Origin of the sequence: Nesterenkonia maliinae (assembly GCF_051262655.1) — a bacterium.
GTDB lineage: Bacteria > Actinomycetota > Actinomycetes > Actinomycetales > Micrococcaceae > Nesterenkonia.
Genome location: NZ_JBIMEY010000001.1, coordinates 799,554 through 817,544, shown reverse-complemented (window position 1 = coordinate 817,544; position 17,991 = coordinate 799,554). Strand labels below are relative to the sequence as shown.

Annotated in this window: 13 protein-coding genes and 1 tRNA gene; all 14 read left to right on the top strand. The window is 68.7% G+C overall.

The annotated features are described in order from the left end of the window. The first annotated feature begins 5 nt into the window (after positions 1–5). The 14 genes from hisI (at position 6) to ACHAA4_RS03660 (ending at position 17,887) form a co-directional block, all read left to right on the top strand. The gene (gene hisI, locus ACHAA4_RS03725) at positions 6–434 is read left to right on the top strand and encodes a phosphoribosyl-AMP cyclohydrolase (protein WP_435772826.1); all 429 of its coding nucleotides are present in this window, start codon (positions 6–8) and stop codon (positions 432–434) included. Beyond that, positions 427–2,058 carry an anthranilate synthase component I gene (gene trpE / locus ACHAA4_RS03720; RefSeq protein ID WP_435772825.1) on the top strand — a complete coding sequence of 544 codons (1,632 nt, stop codon included), beginning with the start codon at positions 427–429 and terminating at the stop codon, positions 2,056–2,058. Before hisI ends, trpE begins: the two co-directional genes overlap by 8 nt. Then, entirely contained in the window at positions 2,055–2,825 is a 771-nt protein-coding gene (locus ACHAA4_RS03715) for a Trp biosynthesis-associated membrane protein (protein WP_435772824.1), read from the top strand. Before trpE ends, ACHAA4_RS03715 begins: the two co-directional genes overlap by 4 nt. 219 nt (positions 2,826–3,044) lie before the next feature. Next, positions 3,045–3,425: an HGxxPAAW family protein gene (locus tag ACHAA4_RS03710; RefSeq protein ID WP_435772823.1), complete on the top strand. Its 381-nt coding sequence runs from the start codon at positions 3,045–3,047 to the stop codon at positions 3,423–3,425. Continuing rightward, the gene (trpC, locus tag ACHAA4_RS03705) at positions 3,426–4,229 is read left to right on the top strand and encodes an indole-3-glycerol phosphate synthase TrpC (RefSeq protein ID WP_435772822.1); all 804 of its coding nucleotides are present in this window, start codon (positions 3,426–3,428) and stop codon (positions 4,227–4,229) included. A gap of 88 nt (positions 4,230–4,317) precedes the next feature. Next, positions 4,318–5,637, top strand: coding sequence for a tryptophan synthase subunit beta (trpB, locus tag ACHAA4_RS03700; protein ID WP_435772821.1), 1,320 nt, complete (start codon positions 4,318–4,320; stop codon positions 5,635–5,637). Then, complete coding sequence (trpA, locus tag ACHAA4_RS03695) at positions 5,634–6,515, top strand: tryptophan synthase subunit alpha (RefSeq protein WP_435772820.1); 882 nt, start codon at positions 5,634–5,636, stop codon at positions 6,513–6,515. The genes trpB and trpA overlap by 4 nt, the downstream gene beginning before the upstream one ends. Further along, the gene (locus ACHAA4_RS03690) at positions 6,512–8,128 is read left to right on the top strand and encodes a sodium-dependent transporter (RefSeq protein ID WP_435772819.1); all 1,617 of its coding nucleotides are present in this window, start codon (positions 6,512–6,514) and stop codon (positions 8,126–8,128) included. Before trpA ends, ACHAA4_RS03690 begins: the two co-directional genes overlap by 4 nt. Continuing rightward, complete coding sequence (locus tag ACHAA4_RS03685; protein WP_106123397.1) at positions 8,128–8,232, top strand: methionine/alanine import family NSS transporter small subunit; 105 nt, start codon at positions 8,128–8,130, stop codon at positions 8,230–8,232. Before ACHAA4_RS03690 ends, ACHAA4_RS03685 begins: the two co-directional genes overlap by 1 nt. A 120-nt stretch (positions 8,233–8,352) precedes the next feature. Then, positions 8,353–9,597 (top strand): prolipoprotein diacylglyceryl transferase, encoded by a 1,245-nt coding sequence (gene lgt, locus ACHAA4_RS03680; RefSeq protein WP_435772818.1) that lies wholly within the window; start codon positions 8,353–8,355, stop codon positions 9,595–9,597. A 322-nt stretch (positions 9,598–9,919) separates the two neighbouring features. Continuing rightward, positions 9,920–14,563 (top strand): glutamate synthase large subunit, encoded by a 4,644-nt coding sequence (gene gltB / locus ACHAA4_RS03675; RefSeq protein WP_435772817.1) that lies wholly within the window; start codon positions 9,920–9,922, stop codon positions 14,561–14,563. Beyond that, on the top strand, positions 14,556–16,022 hold the full coding sequence (locus ACHAA4_RS03670; protein ID WP_435772816.1) for a glutamate synthase subunit beta: 1,467 nt from the start codon (positions 14,556–14,558) through the stop codon (positions 16,020–16,022). Before gltB ends, ACHAA4_RS03670 begins: the two co-directional genes overlap by 8 nt. 92 nt (positions 16,023–16,114) lie before the next feature. Next, entirely contained in the window at positions 16,115–17,629 is a 1,515-nt protein-coding gene (gene pyk / locus ACHAA4_RS03665; RefSeq protein ID WP_435772815.1) for a pyruvate kinase, read from the top strand. A 174-nt stretch (positions 17,630–17,803) separates the two neighbouring features. Further along, a tRNA-Leu gene (locus ACHAA4_RS03660) sits at positions 17,804–17,887 on the top strand. The last annotated feature ends 104 nt before the right edge of the window (positions 17,888–17,991 follow it).

Sequence of the window (17,991 nt, the reverse complement as noted above, 5' to 3'; positions counted from 1 at the left end):
TCCGCATGAGCAGCAGCGAAGAAACCGAGACGGCAGCGACCCCAGAGCCTGAGACCGCAGAGCTGAAGACCGCAGAGCCTTCACCTCAGGAGTCTGGGCTCGCAGGGTCGGTGTTCGAGGCCGTGCGCTTCAACGCCGACGGGCTCGTGCCGGTGATCACCCAGGACGCCGAGACCTCCGAGGTGCTGATGCTGGCCTGGATGAACGCCGAGGCGCTGGGCATCACCCTGGCCACCCGCCAAGGCGTGTACTTCTCCCGCTCCCGCCAGGAGCTCTGGCGCAAGGGCGCGACCTCCGGCAACGTCCAGCAGGTGGTCTCGCTCGCGCTGGACTGCGACGGCGACACCGTGCTGATGCGCGTCCAGCAGTCCGGACCCGCCTGCCACACCGGCACCACCACCTGCTTCACCGGACGGGAGATCACCGATGCATGACCTCGGCACCGTGGTCCCCGGAGCGGAGGAGTTCCTCGAGCTGGCCCAGGACCACCGGGTGATCCCGGTGACCATGACGCTGCTCACCGACTCGCACACCCCCTTGAGCATCTACCGGGCGCTGGCCACCGACGAGGCCGGAGCGGCCCGCCCGGGCACCTTCCTGATGGAGTCCGCCGCGCCCGGCGCCGCATGGTCCCGACACTCCTTCATCGGGGTGAGCTCCTCCGCCACACTCAGCGCGATCAACGGCGCCGCCCACTGGATCGGGAAGCCCCCGGTCGGCACCCCGCGCGAGGGCACCACCGCCGAGGTGCTGCGCAGCACCTTGGAGTTCCTCGCCGGGACGGCCACCACAGACGCCTCCACCTCAGCCACGTCCTCGACCGAGCCCGCCGCGCGCACCACGCCGGGCCGGCCCTTCATCGAGGAGCTGCCGCATCTGACCTCCGGCCTGGTCGGCTACGCCGGCTGGGACGTCATCCGGCACTGGGAGAAGCTGCCCCACCCGCCGACCGATGACCTCCACGTCCCAGAGATGGCGATGAACCTGGTCTCGGACCTCGCGGTGCACGACAACCGAGACGGCACCGTCACCCTGGTCGCCAACGCGATCAACTTCGATGGCCAGGACACCGGCGCCGAGGATGCCTACGCCGACGCCGTCGCCCGGCTGCACCAGATGAGCGCCAAGCTCGCCGAGCCCGTCGCCCCGGTGGTCTCCACCGCCCAGCCGGACTGGGGTGCGGCGGTGAAGCAGGACCTCACCGACCGGGTCGTCCACGCCTGGGACCAGAACGAATACCTCGCGACCCTGGGCAAGGCCAAGCAGGCCATCATCGACGGTGAGGTGTTCCAGATCGTGGTGTCCCGCCGGTTCGAGGTGGAGACCGACGTCGACGCCCTCGCCGTCTACCGGATGCTGCGGCTGCTCAACCCCAGCCCCTATATGTACCTGATGCACTTCGAGACCCCCGACGGCGAGCCCTACCAGCTCGTGGGAGCCTCCCCGGAGGCGCTGGTCACGGTGGAGGACACCACCGTGGTCACCCACCCGATCGCCGGCACCCGACCCCGCGGGGAGACCCCGAAGCAGGACGCCGAGCTCGCCGAGGACCTGCTGGCAGACCAGAAGGAGCGCGCCGAGCACATCATGCTGGTGGACCTCGCGCGCAACGATTTGGCCAAGGTCTGCGTTCCGGGCTCGGTCCAGGTCACCCGGTTCATGGCGGTGGAGCGGTTCAGCCACGTGATGCACCTGACCAGCCACGTCCAGGGCGAACTGGCCCCCGAGCACAGCGCCTACGACGTGCTCTCGGCGACCTTCCCGGCGGGCACGCTCTCCGGGGCGCCGAAGCCGCGCGCGCTGCAGCTGCTCGACGCCTGGGAGCCCACCCGGCGCGGCATCTACGGGGGAGTGGTCGGCTACTTCGACCTCTCCGGCCGGATGGACGCGGCCATCGCGATCCGGTCCGCCCTGCTCAAGGACGGGCGCGCCTACGTCCAGGCCGGCGGCGGGATCGTCGCGGACTCCGACGACGACGCCGAACGCCTGGAGACCGTGAACAAGGCCGCGGCGCCGCTGCGCGCCGTGCTGGCCGCAGATCGTCTGGAGCACACATGAGCGAGACCACCCCTGCCCCGCAGAATCCCGAGCCGCAGGATTCCCGGGCACAGCGTCGCGGGACCTCTCGCCTCGGCGGATTGATGACGCGCCGCAACGTGGTGCTGATGTCTCTGCTCGGCGGCGCGCTGCTGCTGATCTCCTCCACCATGACCTGGGTCAGCGCCTACGGCCTGGGGTCCACCTCCTCGGTCCAGGAGGTGGCCATGACCGGCGCAGAGCTGGTCGAGACCGTCACCGCGATGGGCCTGGTCGGGCTCGCCGCAGGGGTGGCCGTCACCATCGCGAGGCGGCTGGGCCGCGTCGTCATCGGGTCGGTGCTCTTCGGCGCCGCCGTCATCGCCCTGCTGGCCATCCGCTCCGTGCTGGCTGACCCGGCCGGCGTCGCCTCCACGGCGCTGGGCGAGATCACCGGCACCACCGCCGAGGCTCAGCGCTATGAGCTGAGCATGGCAGTCTGGCTGGGCTTCGGCGGCGCGCTGCTGCTGCTGATCGCCTCCCTGGGACTCCTGCTGGTCTCCCACCGCTGGCCGGACCGCCGGTCTCGCAAATACCAGGTCAACACGGCCGAGGACGCTCCCGAGGCGCCGGGCGGCGGCACCGGGTCAGACGCCGGGCGGCCGGGAACCCCGCAGACCCCCGGGCCCAGCCGAGGCGCGCGGCGCGCCAGGGCCCGCGAGACCGACCCCGATGAGTTCGACCTCTGGGACGGGCTCTCCGACGGCGAAGACCCCACGGACCCCCGCCGTTCAGACCCCCGCCGCTGATACCCACGCCGCCGCATCACCCGCGGCTGCATCACCCGCGGCCCGGCCGCCGGACCGGGCGGTCAAAACGCCTGTAGCGCCCGCCCACCGGAAAGCCCGGTGACATCGACCCGGGAAGGTTTCGCCCTGCGGCGTCACCGACCACGGGGTCAGACCATACGTGGCAGAATGGTGCCCAGATGTGAATGAGCACCGCTGCACGTTCTAGAGAGGACCAGAATGGCCAACCCCACTGCTCTGCGCGACACTGAGCCAGCCCCCGGCGAGAAGGTCGATGACGAGTACATCCACCACGATCACATCGGCCACGGCTCCACTCCCGCGGCCTGGGCGCTCAGCCTCACCATCATCGTCGGCTCGATCATCGCCGGCCTGGGCATGGTGCTGGAGATCTGGATCATGGTCTGGATCTCGATCCTCTTCATCCCGCTCGCCCTGGTCCTGGGTGTGGTGCTCAAAGCCAAGGGCTACGGCGTGGAGATGGACTCCAACGCGGTGCTCAAGCAGCACGAGAGCGCCCGCGACCACCAGGGTCCGGCCACCACGGACAACTCCCGCCGCAGCCAGGACAAGCGGCGGTCAGAAACCGCAGCTCACTGAATGGTGACCGTCCTCGACTCGATCATCGCCGGAGTCCGCGAAGACCTCCAGGTGCGCCGCGCCGCGATCTCGCATGAGCAGATCGTGGTGGCAGCGGCCGCCGCGCCCCCCGCGCTCGACGCCCACGCGGCGCTGCTCGCAGGGCGCGATGACCCGCACGGCGTGCGGATCATCGCCGAGGTCAAGCGGTCCTCGCCCTCGAAGGGGGCCCTGGCCGAGATCCCAGATCCAGCCCGGCTCGCAAAGTCCTACCAGGACGGCGGCGCCGCAGTGATCAGCGTCCTCACCGAGGCCCGACGCTTCAACGGAAGCCTCGCCGACCTGGACGCGGTGCGCGCCGCCGTCGAGATCCCGGTCCTGCGCAAGGACTTCATGGTGGACTCCTACCAGTTCTACGAGGCCCGCGCCCACGGAGCGGACCTCGTGCTGCTGATCGTCGCCGCACTCGACGACGACCAGCTGCGCGACTTCCTGACCCTGACCCACGAACTGGGCATGGAAGCCCTGGTCGAGGCGCACACCGAGGAAGAGATCGCCCGCGCCGTCGCGCTGGGCGCCCGGATCGTCGGAGTCAACGTGCGCAACCTCAAGACCCTGGAGGTCGACGTCGCGCACTACGCCACGATGGCCCAGCACCTTCCGGAGTCCGTGGTGCGGATCGCCGAGTCCGGCGTCACCTCCGCCCGCGAGGTCGTCGACTACGCCGCACAGGGCGCCGACGCCGTGCTGGTCGGCGAAGCTCTGGTGAAGGACGGCGCACCGGAGACCGCGCTGCGCAGCTTTCGCGCCGCGAGCCTGGTCTGAGCCTGCACCCCTGGGCACCCACCACCTGAGCTTCATACACTGAGCCGACCAGCTGAGGCTGACCGGCGGAGATCATCGAGGAGAGATCATGAGCGCTCCAGCTGAAGAGACGCAGAAGTACCGCGACCACGAAGGACCCTATTTCGGGAACTTCGGTGGACGCTGGATGCCGGAATCGCTCGTCGCCGCACTCGATGAGGTGGAGCAGACCTTCCGCGAGGCCAAGAAGGATCCGGAGTTCCTCGCCGAGTTCCACCGCCTCGGCCGGGACTACACCGGACGCCCCTCGCTGCTGACCGAGGTGCCCCGCTTTGCCGCCCAGGCCGGCCGCGCCCGGATCTTCCTCAAGCGCGAGGACCTCAACCACACCGGCTCGCACAAGATCAACAACGTGCTCGGCCAGGCGCTGATCGCCAAGCGCATGGGCAAGACCCGGCTGATCGCCGAGACCGGGGCCGGCCAGCACGGCGTGGCCACCGCCACCGCTGCCGCCCTGATGGGCATGGACTGCGTGGTCTACATGGGCTCCGAGGACACCCGCCGACAGGCGCTGAACGTGGCCCGGATGCGGCTGCTCGGTGCTGAGGTGGTCCCGGTGGACCACGGCGCCAAGACCTTGAAGGACGCCATCAACGAAGCGCTGCGCGACTGGGTCGCCTCGGTGGAGAACACCCACTACCTGCTGGGCACCGTCGCCGGACCGCACCCGTTCCCCGAGATGGTCCGCTGGTTCCACCAGGTCATCGGCGACGAGGCCCGCGAACAGATCCTCGCCATGGAGGGACGCCTGCCCGACGTCGTCGCCGCATGCGTCGGCGGCGGCTCCAACGCGATGGGGCTCTTCCACGGCTTCCTGGACGACCCGGAGGTCGCCCTCTACGGCTTCGAGGCCGGCGGCGACGGCGTCGAGACCGGCCGGCACGCCTCGGCCATCACGCTCGGCCGCTCGGGCGTGCTGCATGGCGCCCGTTCCTACCTGATGCAGGACGAGGACGGCCAGACGGTGGACTCGCACTCGATCTCCGCCGGTCTGGACTACCCCTCGGTCGGTCCCGAGCACGCCTACCTCGCCGAGATCGGACGCGCCACCTACGAGCCGGTCACAGACACCGAGTGCATGGCCTCCTTCGAGATGCTCTGCCGCACAGAGGGCATCATCCCCGCCATCGAATCGGCCCACGGTCTGGCCGGCGCCGCCCGGCTCTCCCGCAGCTGGGGTGAGGACGGCGAAGGCAAGATCATCATGATCAACCTCTCCGGGCGCGGCGACAAGGACGTGGAGACCGCCGCCGAATGGTTCCGGATGCTTCCGGGCCAGGAGAACGACCCGGTGGCCGAGACCGAGACCGCAGAGAAGACCGGAGACGAGAGCCCGTCCCCGGCACCCGAGACGGGAGTCCAGGCATGAGCACCGAAGCCACCCACGCGGGGTCCGCCGCCCAGGCCCCGAACGCCGAGTCCTCGAACACCCAGGCCCCGGACACGCAGGCGCCGAAGACCGCATCCAAGACCGCCGCCGCCATCGAGGCCGCCCGCGCGCAGGGCCGCGCCGCGTTCATCGGCTACCTCCCCGCCGGCTACCCGGACAAGGAGACCTCCATCGCGGCGGCCATCGAGCTGGCCCGCAACGGCGCCGATGTGATCGAGATCGGCGTGCCCTATTCCGATCCCGTGATGGACGGCCCGGTCATCCAGCAGGCCACCACCGAGGTGCTCGCCCGCGGCTTCAAGCTGCCCGAGGTCTTCGACATCGTGGAAGCAGTGGTCAAGGCCACCGACGCCGCGGTCCTGGTGATGACCTACTACAACCTGATCGACCGTATGGGCGCCGAGAAGTTCGCCCGCCGCCTGGCCGAGGCCGGCGGCGCGGGCGCGATCACCCCGGACCTGATCCCTGACGAGGGCCGCGAGTGGATCGCCGCCACCGAGAAGCACGGACTCGACCGGGTCTTCCTCACCGCACCGACCTCCTCACCGGAGCGGGTCGCGCAGATCGTCTCCGCCTCCCGCGGATTCGTCTACGGCGTCTCCGTGATGGGCGTGACCGGTGCCCGCGATCAGGTCTCTGACGCCGCCGAGCGCGTGGTCACCGCCGCCCGCAGCGCAGGAGCCGAGCGGGTCTGCGTCGGACTGGGGGTCTCCACCCGGGCCCACGTCGAGGAGATCGGCCGCTACGCCGACGGGGTCATCGTCGGCACCGCACTGGTCGTCGCGCTGCGCGACGGCGGTCCTTCCGCCGTGGCCGCCCTGACCGCCGAGCTCACGGGAGCCGAGACCTCTCGATGACACAGCGGACGCCGGCACGAACTCGGATCCGGGAGAGCTTCAACTCTCGGACCGTCTTCATCCTGGCGGCCGTCGGCTCTGCCGTGGGACTCGGCAACATCTGGCGGTTCCCGTATGTGACCTATGAGAACGGCGGCGGGGCGTTTCTGATCCCGTATCTGATCGCGCTGCTCACCGCCGGACTGCCGATCCTGCTCTTCGACTACGCCCTGGGCCACCGGTTCCGCGGATCCCCGCCGCTGGCCTTCAAGCGGCTGCACCGGCACGCCGAACCCATCGGCTGGCTCCAGGTGGGCATCTGCTTCCTGATCTCCATCTACTACGCCGCAATCATCGCCTGGGCCGCGATGTACACCTGGTACTCCTTCACCCAGGCCTGGGGCGACGACGCCGAGAGCTTCTTCTTCACCGAATACCTCCAGTACGACGGTGCAGGCACCGAAGGATCCGGACTCTCGGTGGACTTCGTCGCACAGGTCGGCTGGCCGCTGATCGCCGTCTGGGTGGTGCTGCTGATCGCCCTGGCACTCGGTGTGCGGCGCGGGATCGCCCGCGTGTCGATCTACGGCATCCCGGTGCTCTTCGTGATGTTCCTGATCCTGGTCGGCTACTCGCTGACCCTCGACGGCGCGCTCACCGGGCTCAACGCCCTGTTCACCCCGGACTGGAGCGCGCTGACCAGCGGCACCGTCTGGATCCAGGCCTACGGACAGATCTTCTTCAGCCTCTCGGTGGGCTTCGGCATCATGATCACCTACGCCTCCTATCTGAAGCGGAAGTCCAATGCCACCGGCTCCGGCCTGGTCGTCGGGTTCGCGAACTCCTCCTTCGAGCTGCTCGCCGCCATCGGCGTCTTCTCCGCGCTGGGCTTCATCGCCGTCGCCGCGAACACCGCGGTGGACGAGGTCGCCTCCTCCGGGCTCGGGCTGGCCTTCGTCGCCTTCCCCACGATCATCAGCGAGGCGCCCGCCTCGGCCCTGCTCGGCGTGCTCTTCTTCGGCTCGCTGACCCTCGCCGGGATCACCTCGCAGATCTCGGTGCTCGAGGTCGCGATCTCCTCGGTCAAGGACAAGACCGGATGGTCCCGGCCGGTGACGGTCGGGCTCGTCGGAGGCTCCAGCGCGCTGGTCTCGGTGGTGCTGCTCGGAGGAGTCTCCGGCCTCACGGTGCTCGACGTGATCGACACCTTCTCCAACAACATCGGCATCGTCGCCGCGGCCTTCATCGCCGTGCTCGCCGTCACCTGGGGCTTCCGCCGCCTCGACGTGCTGGCGGACGGGATGAACGCCTACGGCTCGATCAAGCTGGGATTCATCTGGAAGTCCCTGATCGGCGTGGTCCTCCCGGTGGTCCTGGGCGTGCTGCTGGTCATGGACATCCGGACCAAGGTCACCGAGGGCTACGGCGGGTTCGACACCTGGGTGGTGATGACCTTCGGCTGGGGCGCGCTGGCCTTCGTGGCGGTGGCCGCCGTCGTGATGACCGCCCTGCCCTGGCGGACCGACTCCGCGCTGCACGCCGAGGCGCTCGAGGAAGAGCCCGCGACCGCGACTGAGCCCGGCACTGAGCCCGGCACCCAGAACTCCACCGACCGAACGGGAGCCCGAGACTGATGGAGACCGACGCACTGATCATGATGATCGTGGCCCTGGTCACGGTCTGGGGCGGACTCGTCGCCGCCGTCGTGCATCTCCGGCGGAACCCCGACAGCTCCTAGGAGCCGCCGCCTCCGCTGGTCGCACTCGCCAGGCTCAGGCCATAGACTGCACCGGATCACGAATTCAGCCCGCCCCCAGCTCAGCCGGGGGAGGGCGTCTCACCACCGCGAAAGGACACCGTGTCTTACACTTCCAGTCCGGTCAGCGCCCTGCAGACCGCCGCTGAGGCCACCGCCTCGGCGACGGCGCAGATCAGCGCAGCCTTCCCCGCCCCGCCCACAGACGGGATCGACCTCGTCGGACCGCTGCGGATCGGGTTCTACGGTCTGGCGATCGGTCTGGGCATCCTGGTGGCGTACCTCGTCGCCAGCAGGCTCTGGAAGTCCCGCGGCGGCAGTCCCGAGAACGTCTTCGACGCGCTCATCTGGGCCGTGCTGCTGGGCATCGTCGGTGGTCGGCTCTACCACGTCATCACGTCTCCGGACGCCTACTTCGGCGAGGACGGCGACCTCTCGCTGATCCCGCAGGTCTGGCTCGGCGGTCTCGGCATCGTCGGCGCCGTGGCGCTGGGCGCCGTCGGCGTCTGGTTCGCCTGCCGGCGCTACGGGATGAAGTTCGGCGCCTTCGCCGACGTCCTGGTGCCCGGCGTGATCCTGGCCCAGGCCATCGGACGCTGGGGCAACTACTTCAACCAGGAGCTCTACGGCGCTCCGACCAATCTTCCCTGGGGCCTGGAGATCGACACCAGCCAGCGCCACCAGGCCCCGCCGCTGGGCGCCGGTGAGAGCACGCTGTACCACCCCACGTTCCTCTACGAGAGCCTCTGGAACCTCATCGGCTTCTTCCTGCTCCTCGCGCTCTACCGCCGCTTCGCCGTCAAGCAGGGGCTCTTGGTCTGGACCTACGTGGCCTACTACTCGCTGGGCCGCTTCTGGATCGAGTCGCTGCGCATCGACGAGATCAACAAGTCCACCCAGTGGATCAACCTCTTCGGTCTGGAATGGCGACTGAACATGTGGATGTCGGTCTTCCTGTTCCTGCTCGCGCTTGTCATGATGATCTGGCTCTGGACCCGACGTCCCCGCACCGAGGCCGCACTGGCCGAGGAGATGGAGATCTACCGCCCCGGACAGGGCCCGCGCGGATCCGAGGACCACGCGGCGCTGGCCGCCGCGACCACCGGGGATGCAGCCCTGGAGGAGACCGAGGACGACGCCGCGGTCAAGACTTCCACGAAGACCTCCACCGAGGCCGGCACCGCGACCTTGACGGAGACTTCGACGGTGACCTCGACCGAAGCCGAGGCCAGCACCGCGACAGTCCCCACCACGACTGACGAAACGACCCCCGGGACAACCCCGGTGGAGGATGGATCGGGCGAGGCGAGGCCGGACTCCACTGAGACGGACAGTCCCAGATCCTGAGATCGGACTTGCAACCCGCAGGTCCGAGTTGGAAGATTGGTCTCATCCCCTGGTGTCAGCGGGAGGACCACGACGGCGGCGCGCCGACCAACCCGCGTCGTCGCAGTCACGCGCCGGGACACACCCCGTAGAGCGCGCAGGTCACAGACGACGCTGCGTCATGCAGGACTGAAGACCGACGGAACACTGAAGACTCACCTGTCGCTCGGGACGCACCGTTCCGAAGACCTGGCAGAATGAGCTCAGACTCCGTGCACCATAGAAGGGGCCGAAGATGTCCCCTCCCCATGAAACGTCCGCATGCGGAGGAAGGAAGACCTTCATGTCTACTCCCGGAACACCAGGGTTCGAGGCAGCTGCCACAGCAGGCTCGCCCCAGATCATGAGTCCCTATCAGCGCTTTGCCGCCTTCCCTGAGAAGGCTGGTCTCTACGACCCGGCCAACGAGCACGAGAACTGCGGCATGGCCGCGGTGGCCACGCTGCGCGGCGTCCCCGGCCACGACATCGTCGACCACGCACTTGTCGCCCTGCGCAACCTCGAACACCGCGGTGCCGTGGGCGGCGACGTGGGCACCGGCGACGGCGCCGGACTGCTCACCCAGATCCCCGACGAGTTCTTCCGTGCGGTCACCGAGTTCGACCTGCCGCCGATGGGGGAGTACCTCGCCGGCACGGCGTTCCTGCCGCAGTCGCCCGCCGAGCGCGAGCACATGTGCGCCAGCTTCGGCGAGCTCGCCGAGGAGCAGGGCCTGACCGTCCTGGGCTGGCGCGACGTGCCCGTGGACGCCTCGATGATCGGCACCCTGGCCAAGGAGTCGATGCCCTACTTCCAGCAGGTCTTCATCGGCTTCGCCCCGGAAGACTCCATCGCCTACCAGGAGTCCGCCTCCGGCACGCTGGACCAGCGCGGCTGGCGGCTGCGCAAGCGCGGACAGAACCGGCTCGGCGTCTACTTCCCCTCGCTGTCCTCGAAGACCATCACCTATAAGGGGATGCTCACCACCGCACAGCTGGAGCCCTTCTTCCCGGACCTCTCCGACGAGCGGTTCAAGACCACCCTGGGCATCGTCCACTCCCGCTTCTCCACCAACACCTTCCCCTCCTGGCCGCTGGCCCAGCCGCTGCGCAACATCGCGCACAACGGGGAGATCAACACGGTCAAGGGCAACCGCAACTGGATGCGCGCCCGGCAGTCAGTCATGGCCTCGGAGCTGCTCGGCGAGGACCCGGAATCGCTGTTCCCGATCTGCACCCCCGGCGCCTCGGACTCGACCAGCTTCGACGAGGCCGCCGAGCTGCTGATGCTCTCCGGCCGTCCGCTGGCCCAGTCCATGCGCATGATGATCCCCGAGGCCTGGGAGAACCACGAGACCATGGACCCCGGACTGCGGGCGTTCTACCAGTACCACGCACAGCTCATGGAGGCCTGGGACGGCCCCGCCGCGATCGCCTTCACCGACGGCCGTCAGGTCGGCGCGATGCTCGACCGCAACGGCCTGCGCCCGGCCCGCTACTGGGTCACCGACGACGGCCTCGTCGTGATGTCCTCCGAGGTCGGGGTCCTGGACCTCGAGCCCTCCTCGATCGTGCGCAAGGGCCGCGTCGCCCCGGGCATGATGCTGCTGCTCGACACCGTCGAGGGCCGGATCATCGAGGACGAGGAGATCAAGGCTGATCTGGCCTCCTCCGCACCTTGGGCCGACTGGGTCCAGGAGAACCTGGTCCAGCTCACCGACCTGCCGGAGCGGCTGCACGTGCGCCACCCCTCGGAGTCGGTCCGGCTGCGCCAGCAGACCTTCGGGTACACCCACGAAGAGCTGCGCGTGCTCATCGGTCCGATGGCCACCGCCGGCGCCGAGCCGCTGGGCGCCATGGGCACCGACACCCCCATCGCGGTGCTCGCCGACAGGCCCCGGCTGCTCTTCGACTATTTCGTGCAGACCTTCGCCCAGGTCACGAACCCGCCGCTGGACGCGATCCGTGAGGAGCTGGTGACCTCCCTGGGGCTGCACATCGGCCCCAGCGGCAACCTGCTCAGCAACACCCAGGTCCGTTCCCGGCAGGTCGCCCTGGACTTCCCGGTGATCAACAACGACGAGCTCGCCAAGATCGCCAACATCCGCAACGACGACGGCGCGAAGATCGCACTGAAGGTCCGTGCGCTCTACCGCGCCGGATCCAAGGAGGATGAGCTGCGCCAGCGGATCCGCGAGATCTGCGAGAAGGTCTCCGCCGCGGTCAACCGCGGGGTCAGCTACATCGTGATCTCCGACCGCGACTCCAACGCCCAGTGGGCGCCGATCCCGTCGCTGCTGATGCTCTCCGCGATCCACCACCACCTGCTGAAGTCGGCCAACCGGACCAAGGTCTCGCTCGTCGTCGAAGCCGGCGACGTGCGCGAGGTCCACCATGTGGCCTGCCTGATCGGCTACGGCGCCGCCGCGGTGAACCCCTACCTGGCCATGGAGACCGCCGAGGACATGGTCCGTCGCGGCGAGCTCACCGCGGTCGACGAGGAGCAGGCGGTGCACAACCTGCTCACCGCGCTGGGCAAGGGCGTGCTGAAGATCATGTCCAAGATGGGCATCTCCACCGTCGCCTCCTACTGCGGCGCGCAGACCTTCGAAGCCGTGGGCCTGGCGCAGAACGTGGTGGACCAGTACTTCTCCGGCACCCACTCGCCGATGGGCGGCGTCGGGCTCGACGTGCTCTCCGCCGAGACGCTCGAACGGCACTCCCACGCCTACCCGGCCGACGGCAACGACCTCGGTCGCCGCAACGAGCTCGAGATCGGCGGCGAATACCAGTGGCGCCGCGAAGGCCCGCCGCACCTGTTCAACCCGCAGACCATCTTCAAGCTCCAGCATTCCACCAAGACCCGGCGCTACGACATCTTCAAGCAGTACTCCAAGTACGTCGATGACCAGTCCGAGGAGCTGCTGACCCTGCGCGGGCTCTTCAAGCTGCGCTCCGACCGGCAGCCGGTGCCCATCGAAGAGGTCGAATCCGTCGCCGAGATCGTCAAGCGGTTCAACACCGGGGCGATGAGCTACGGCTCGATCTCCCAGGAGGCCCACGAGACCCTCGCGATCGCGATGAACCGGCTCGGCGGACGCTCCAACACCGGCGAGGGCGGGGAACACCCGGCGCGGCTGGAGGACCCCGAGCGGCGCTCCGCGGTCAAGCAGATCGCCTCCGGACGCTTCGGCGTGACCAGCCAGTACCTGACCCACGCCGATGACCTGCAGATCAAGATGGCTCAGGGAGCCAAGCCCGGTGAGGGCGGCCAGCTCATGGGCAAGAAGGTCTACCCCTGGGTGGCCGAGACCCGGCACTCCACCCCCGGCGTCGCGCTGGTCTCACCCCCGCCGCACCACGACATCTACTCCATCGAGGACCTGGCCCAGCTGATCTTCGACCTCAAGCGCGCCAACACCGGCGCCCGGGTCCACGTGAAGCTGGTCTCCCTGCACGGAGTCGGCACCGTCGCGGCCGGCGTGACCAAGGCCAAGGCCGACGTCGTGCTGATCTCCGGGCACGACGGCGGCACCGGCGCCTCCCCGCTGAACTCGCTCAAGCACGCGGGCACCCCCTGGGAGCTCGGGCTGGCCGAGGCGCAGCAGACGCTGATGCTCAACGGGCTGCGCGAACGCGTCACCGTGCAGGTCGACGGGCAGCTCAAGACCGGCCGGGACGTGGTCATCGCCGCGCTGCTCGGTGCCGAGGAATACGGCTTCGCCACCGCCCCGCTGGTGGTCTCGGGCTGCATCATGATGCGCGTGTGTCACCTGGACACCTGCCCGGTGGGCGTCGCCACCCAGAACCCCGTGCTGCGCGACCGCTACACCGGCCAGGCCGACCACGTGGTGAACTTCTTCGAGTTCGTCGCCCAGGAGGTCCGCGAATACCTGGCCGAGCTGGGCTTCCGCACCCTGGACGAGGCCATCGGCCACGTCGACGCGATCGACATGGACGACGCCAAGCGGCACTGGAAGTCCACCGGCCTCGACCTCGGCGCCGTGCTGGACAGCTACGACCCCAAGGATCCGGTGACGGCCTCGATGCTGCGCCGCACCCGTGGGCAGGACCACGAGCTGGAGAAGCACTTCGACATGGGCCTGATCCAGCTCGCCGGCTCCGCGATCACCCACGGCGAGAAGGTCCACATCGAGAAGAAGGTCATCAACACCGACCGCTCGGTGGGCACCATGCTCGGCCACGAGGTGACCAAGGCGCAGGGGCTCAAGACGCTGGAGAACAACACCATCGTCGTGGAGCTCACCGGTGAGGCCGGCCAGTCCCTCGGGGCCTTCCTGCCCCACGGGATCACCCTGCACCTCTCCGGGGACGCCAACGACTACGTCGGCAAGGGGCTCTCCGGCGGGCGGATCATCGCTCACCCGGACCCCTCAGCCCCGCTGGTGGCGGAGAAGAACGTCATCGCCGGCAACGTGATCGGCTACGGCGCCACCGCCGGGGAGATGTTCCTGCGCGGCCAGGTCGGTGAACGCTTCCTGGTGCGCAACTCCGGGGCCACCGCGGTGGTCGAAGGCATCGGCGACCACGGCTGTGAGTACATGACCGGCGGCCAGGCGCTCATCCTGGGACCCACCGGACGCAACTTCGGCGCCGGCATGTCCGGAGGCACCGCGTTCCTGCTGGACTTCGACGAGCAGAAGGTCAACTCGCAGGCCCACCGCAACGGTGACCTGCTGGTGCTCGAGCCCGACGAGGAGGACCGCGCGATCATCGCCGACCTGCTGCGCCGGCATCATGAGGAGACCGGCAGCGCCGTGGCCGAGGCGCTGCTGCAAGACCCTGAGAAGACCTACTCGCGGATCACCAAGGTGCTCCCGCGCGACTACGACGCTGTGCTGCGCGCCCGTTCCAGCGCCCTCGACGAGGGCCTGGATCCCAACGGGGACGCCGCATGGCAGAAGATTCTGGAGGCGACCCGTGGCTGATCCGCGTGGATTTCTGAAGCATCGAGAGCGCCAGAACCGGCCCTCTCGTCCCGTCCCGGTGCGCATCATGGACTTCCATGAGGTCTATGACCGCAATGAACGTGGCATCGTGCAGACCCAGGCGAGTCGCTGCATGGACTGCGGCGTCGCGTTCTGCCACACCGGCTGCCCGCTCGGGAACCTGATCCCCGAGTGGAACGACCTGATCTGGCGCGACCAGTGGGAGGAAGCCTCCTCCCGGCTGCACATGACCAACAACTTCCCGGAGTTCACCGGGCGGATCTGCCCGGCCCCCTGTGAGACCTCCTGCGTGCTGAGCATCAACCAGCCCGCCGTGACGATCAAGCAGTCCGAGGTCGCCATCGCAGATGAAGCGATCTCCCGCGGCTACGTGGAGCCGGTGCTGCCGCAGCGGCTCACCGGCAAGACCGTGGCAGTGGTGGGCTCCGGCCCCGCCGGCCTCGCGGCCGCCCAGCAGCTCACCCGCGCCGGGCACACCGTGGCCGTCTACGAGCGCGACGACCGGCTCGGCGGGCTGCTGCGCTACGGCATCCCGGACTTCAAGATGGAGAAGCACCACGTCGAGTTCCGCATCGACCAGATGCGGGCCGAGGGCACCCGCTTCTACACCTCCACCGAGATCGGCGCCGACATCACCTGGGACGCCCTGGAAGCCAGCTATGACGCGGTCATCCTGGCCACCGGCGCCATGGTCCCGCGTGATCTGGGCATCACCGGGCGCGAGCTGCACGGGGTCCACTTCGCCATGGAGTACCTGGTGCAGTCCAACAAGGTCACCTCCGGGGATCAGGTCGAGGACCAGATCCGCGCGGACGGCAAGCACGTCATCGTCCTCGGCGGCGGCGACACCGGTGCCGACTGCATCGGCACCGCGCACCGCCACGGCGCCGCCTCGGTGACCACCCTCGCGATCGGCAAGGAGCTCCCCTCGGATCGCCCCGATCACGAGCCCTGGCCGATGGACCCCCGAGTCTTCGAGCTCACCAGCGCCGATGAAGAGGGCGGGGAGCGCAGCTACCTGGCCTCCACCGTGGAGTTCGTCGCGGACGACAACGGTCAGGTGCGCGCCCTGAAGGTCGCCGAGACCCAGTACAACCCCGACGGCTCCCGCTCGCCGAAGCCCGGTTCGGAGCGCGAGATCCCCGCCGACCTGGTGCTGCTGGCACTGGGCTTCACCGGAGCGGAGTCCGACACGCTCACCGAGCAGCTCTCCCTGGACTTCGACAAGCGCGGGAACATCACCCGGGCCGAGGACTACCAGACCTCGATGGAGGGCGTCTTCGCCATCGGCGACGCCGGACGCGGGGCCTCCCTGGTCGTCTGGGCCATCGCCGAAGGACGTGCGGCAGCCGCGAAGGTGGACGAATATCTCGAAGGCGCGACCAGGCTTCCCGCCCCGGTCAAGCCCTCAGATCGTGCGATTTCGCTCACAGGCTGACTGTTATAGGCTCGAACACGAATAATCCTGGTCCAGTGTCGTGCCAGTCCATCAACTCGCTTATCAGCACACTAGATAGGACAAGGTGAGACATGAGACACGCCAAGATCGTCGCCACATTCGGCCCCGCCACCGCAGGCTATGAGATGACCCGCAAGCTCGTGGAGGCCGGTGTCGACGTCGCCCGGGTGAACATGAGCCACGGCGACTACAGCGTCCACGAGGACACCTACAACACCGTCCGCGAGGTCTCCAAGGACCTGCGCCGAGCCGTCGGCATCTTCGCCGACCTGCAGGGCCCGAAGATCCGCCTCGGCCGCTTCATCGAGGGGGAGCACGCCCTCGAGGTCGGCGACCGCTTCACCATCACCATCGACGACATCCAGGGCACCAAGGACCGCTGCTCGACGACGTTCAAGGGCCTGCCCGGCGACGTCCAGGTCGGGGACACCCTGCTGATCGACGACGGCAAGGTCTCGCTGCGCGCTCTCGAGGTCACCGACACCGACGTGATCACCGAGGTCACCGTGCCCGGCAAGGTCTCGAACAACAAGGGCATCAACCTGCCCGGCGTCGCCGTCTCGGTGCCCGCGATGTCCGAGAAGGACGAAGAGGATCTCCGCTGGGCCCTGCGCACCGGCTTCGACATGGTCGCGCTGTCCTTCGTCCGTGACGCCGCGGACATCGAAGCCGTGCACCGGATCATGGATGAAGAGGGACGCCGCGTCCCGGTCATCGCCAAGGTCGAGAAGCCCCAGGCGGTGGAGGCGCTGCAGGACATCGTCGACGCCTTCGACGCCGTCATGGTCGCCCGCGGCGATCTCGGCGTGGAGCTGCCGCTGGAAGAGGTCCCGCTGGTGCAGAAGCGCGCGGTGGAGCTGGCCCGTCGCTGGGCCAAGCCGGTCATCGTCGCCACCCAGGTGCTGGAATCCATGATCGACAGCCCCCGGCCGACCCGCGCCGAGGCCTCCGACTGCGCCAACGCGGTGCTCGACGGCGCCGATGCGGTCATGCTCTCCGGTGAGACCTCCGTGGGACAGTTCCCGGTGGAGACCGTGGAGACCATGTCCCGGATCATCGAGACCACCGAGACCAAGGGCCTGAGCCGGATCCCCGAGCTGGGCACCAAGCCCAAGACCCGCGGCGGTGCGATCACCCGCGCCGCCAAGGAGATCGCGGACCAGCTCGACATCGAGCACCTGACCACCTTCACCCGGTCCGGAGACTCTGCCCGGCGGCTCTCCCGGCTGCGGCCGAAGCAGAACATCTTCGCGTTCACCCATGTGGAGCACACGCACAACATCCTGACCCTCTCCTGGGGCGTGCAGCCCCGCTGGGTGGAGTTCGCCACCCACACCGACACCATGACCGCCCAGGTGGACAAGCTGCTGCTCGAAGAGAGCACCGCCGAACTCGGCCAGCTCGTCGTGATCGCCGCCGGTTCCCCTCCAGGACAGGCCGGGACCACGAACATGGTCAAGGTCCACCGCATCGGTGACATCCACGACGCCAATGACATCGAGACGCTGCGCCGCGGCGACACCGCCCCGGCGAACAAGGAACCGGTCGGACCCTGGCCCGCGGCCAGCGCCTCCAGCCCGTCCTAGTCGGACCCAGGATCCGGCGTGCCGAACTGTCCAAGTGATCAGGGCGGCATGACGGAAGATTCAATGCTCGGGCGCAGGCCCGGGTAAGCTGGTGCTGTCCTCGCCGAGGAGTCTGAGAAGACACCTTCGGGAGGACAGCACGAGCGCCGGGGAGGCCCTGACCTCCCCGGTCCAGCCCGAATGGCGGAATCGGTAGACGCGCCGCACTCAAAATGCGGTACCACTGGTGTGTGGGTTCGAGTCCCACTTCGGGCACCATGACGAGGACCAGCCCAGTACGGGGAGCATCCCCTCCGGGAGACACTCCCGGCACGGCGGTCAGGGACCAGAAGGAGAACGGTGAGCGAACAGACTCCGGGCAC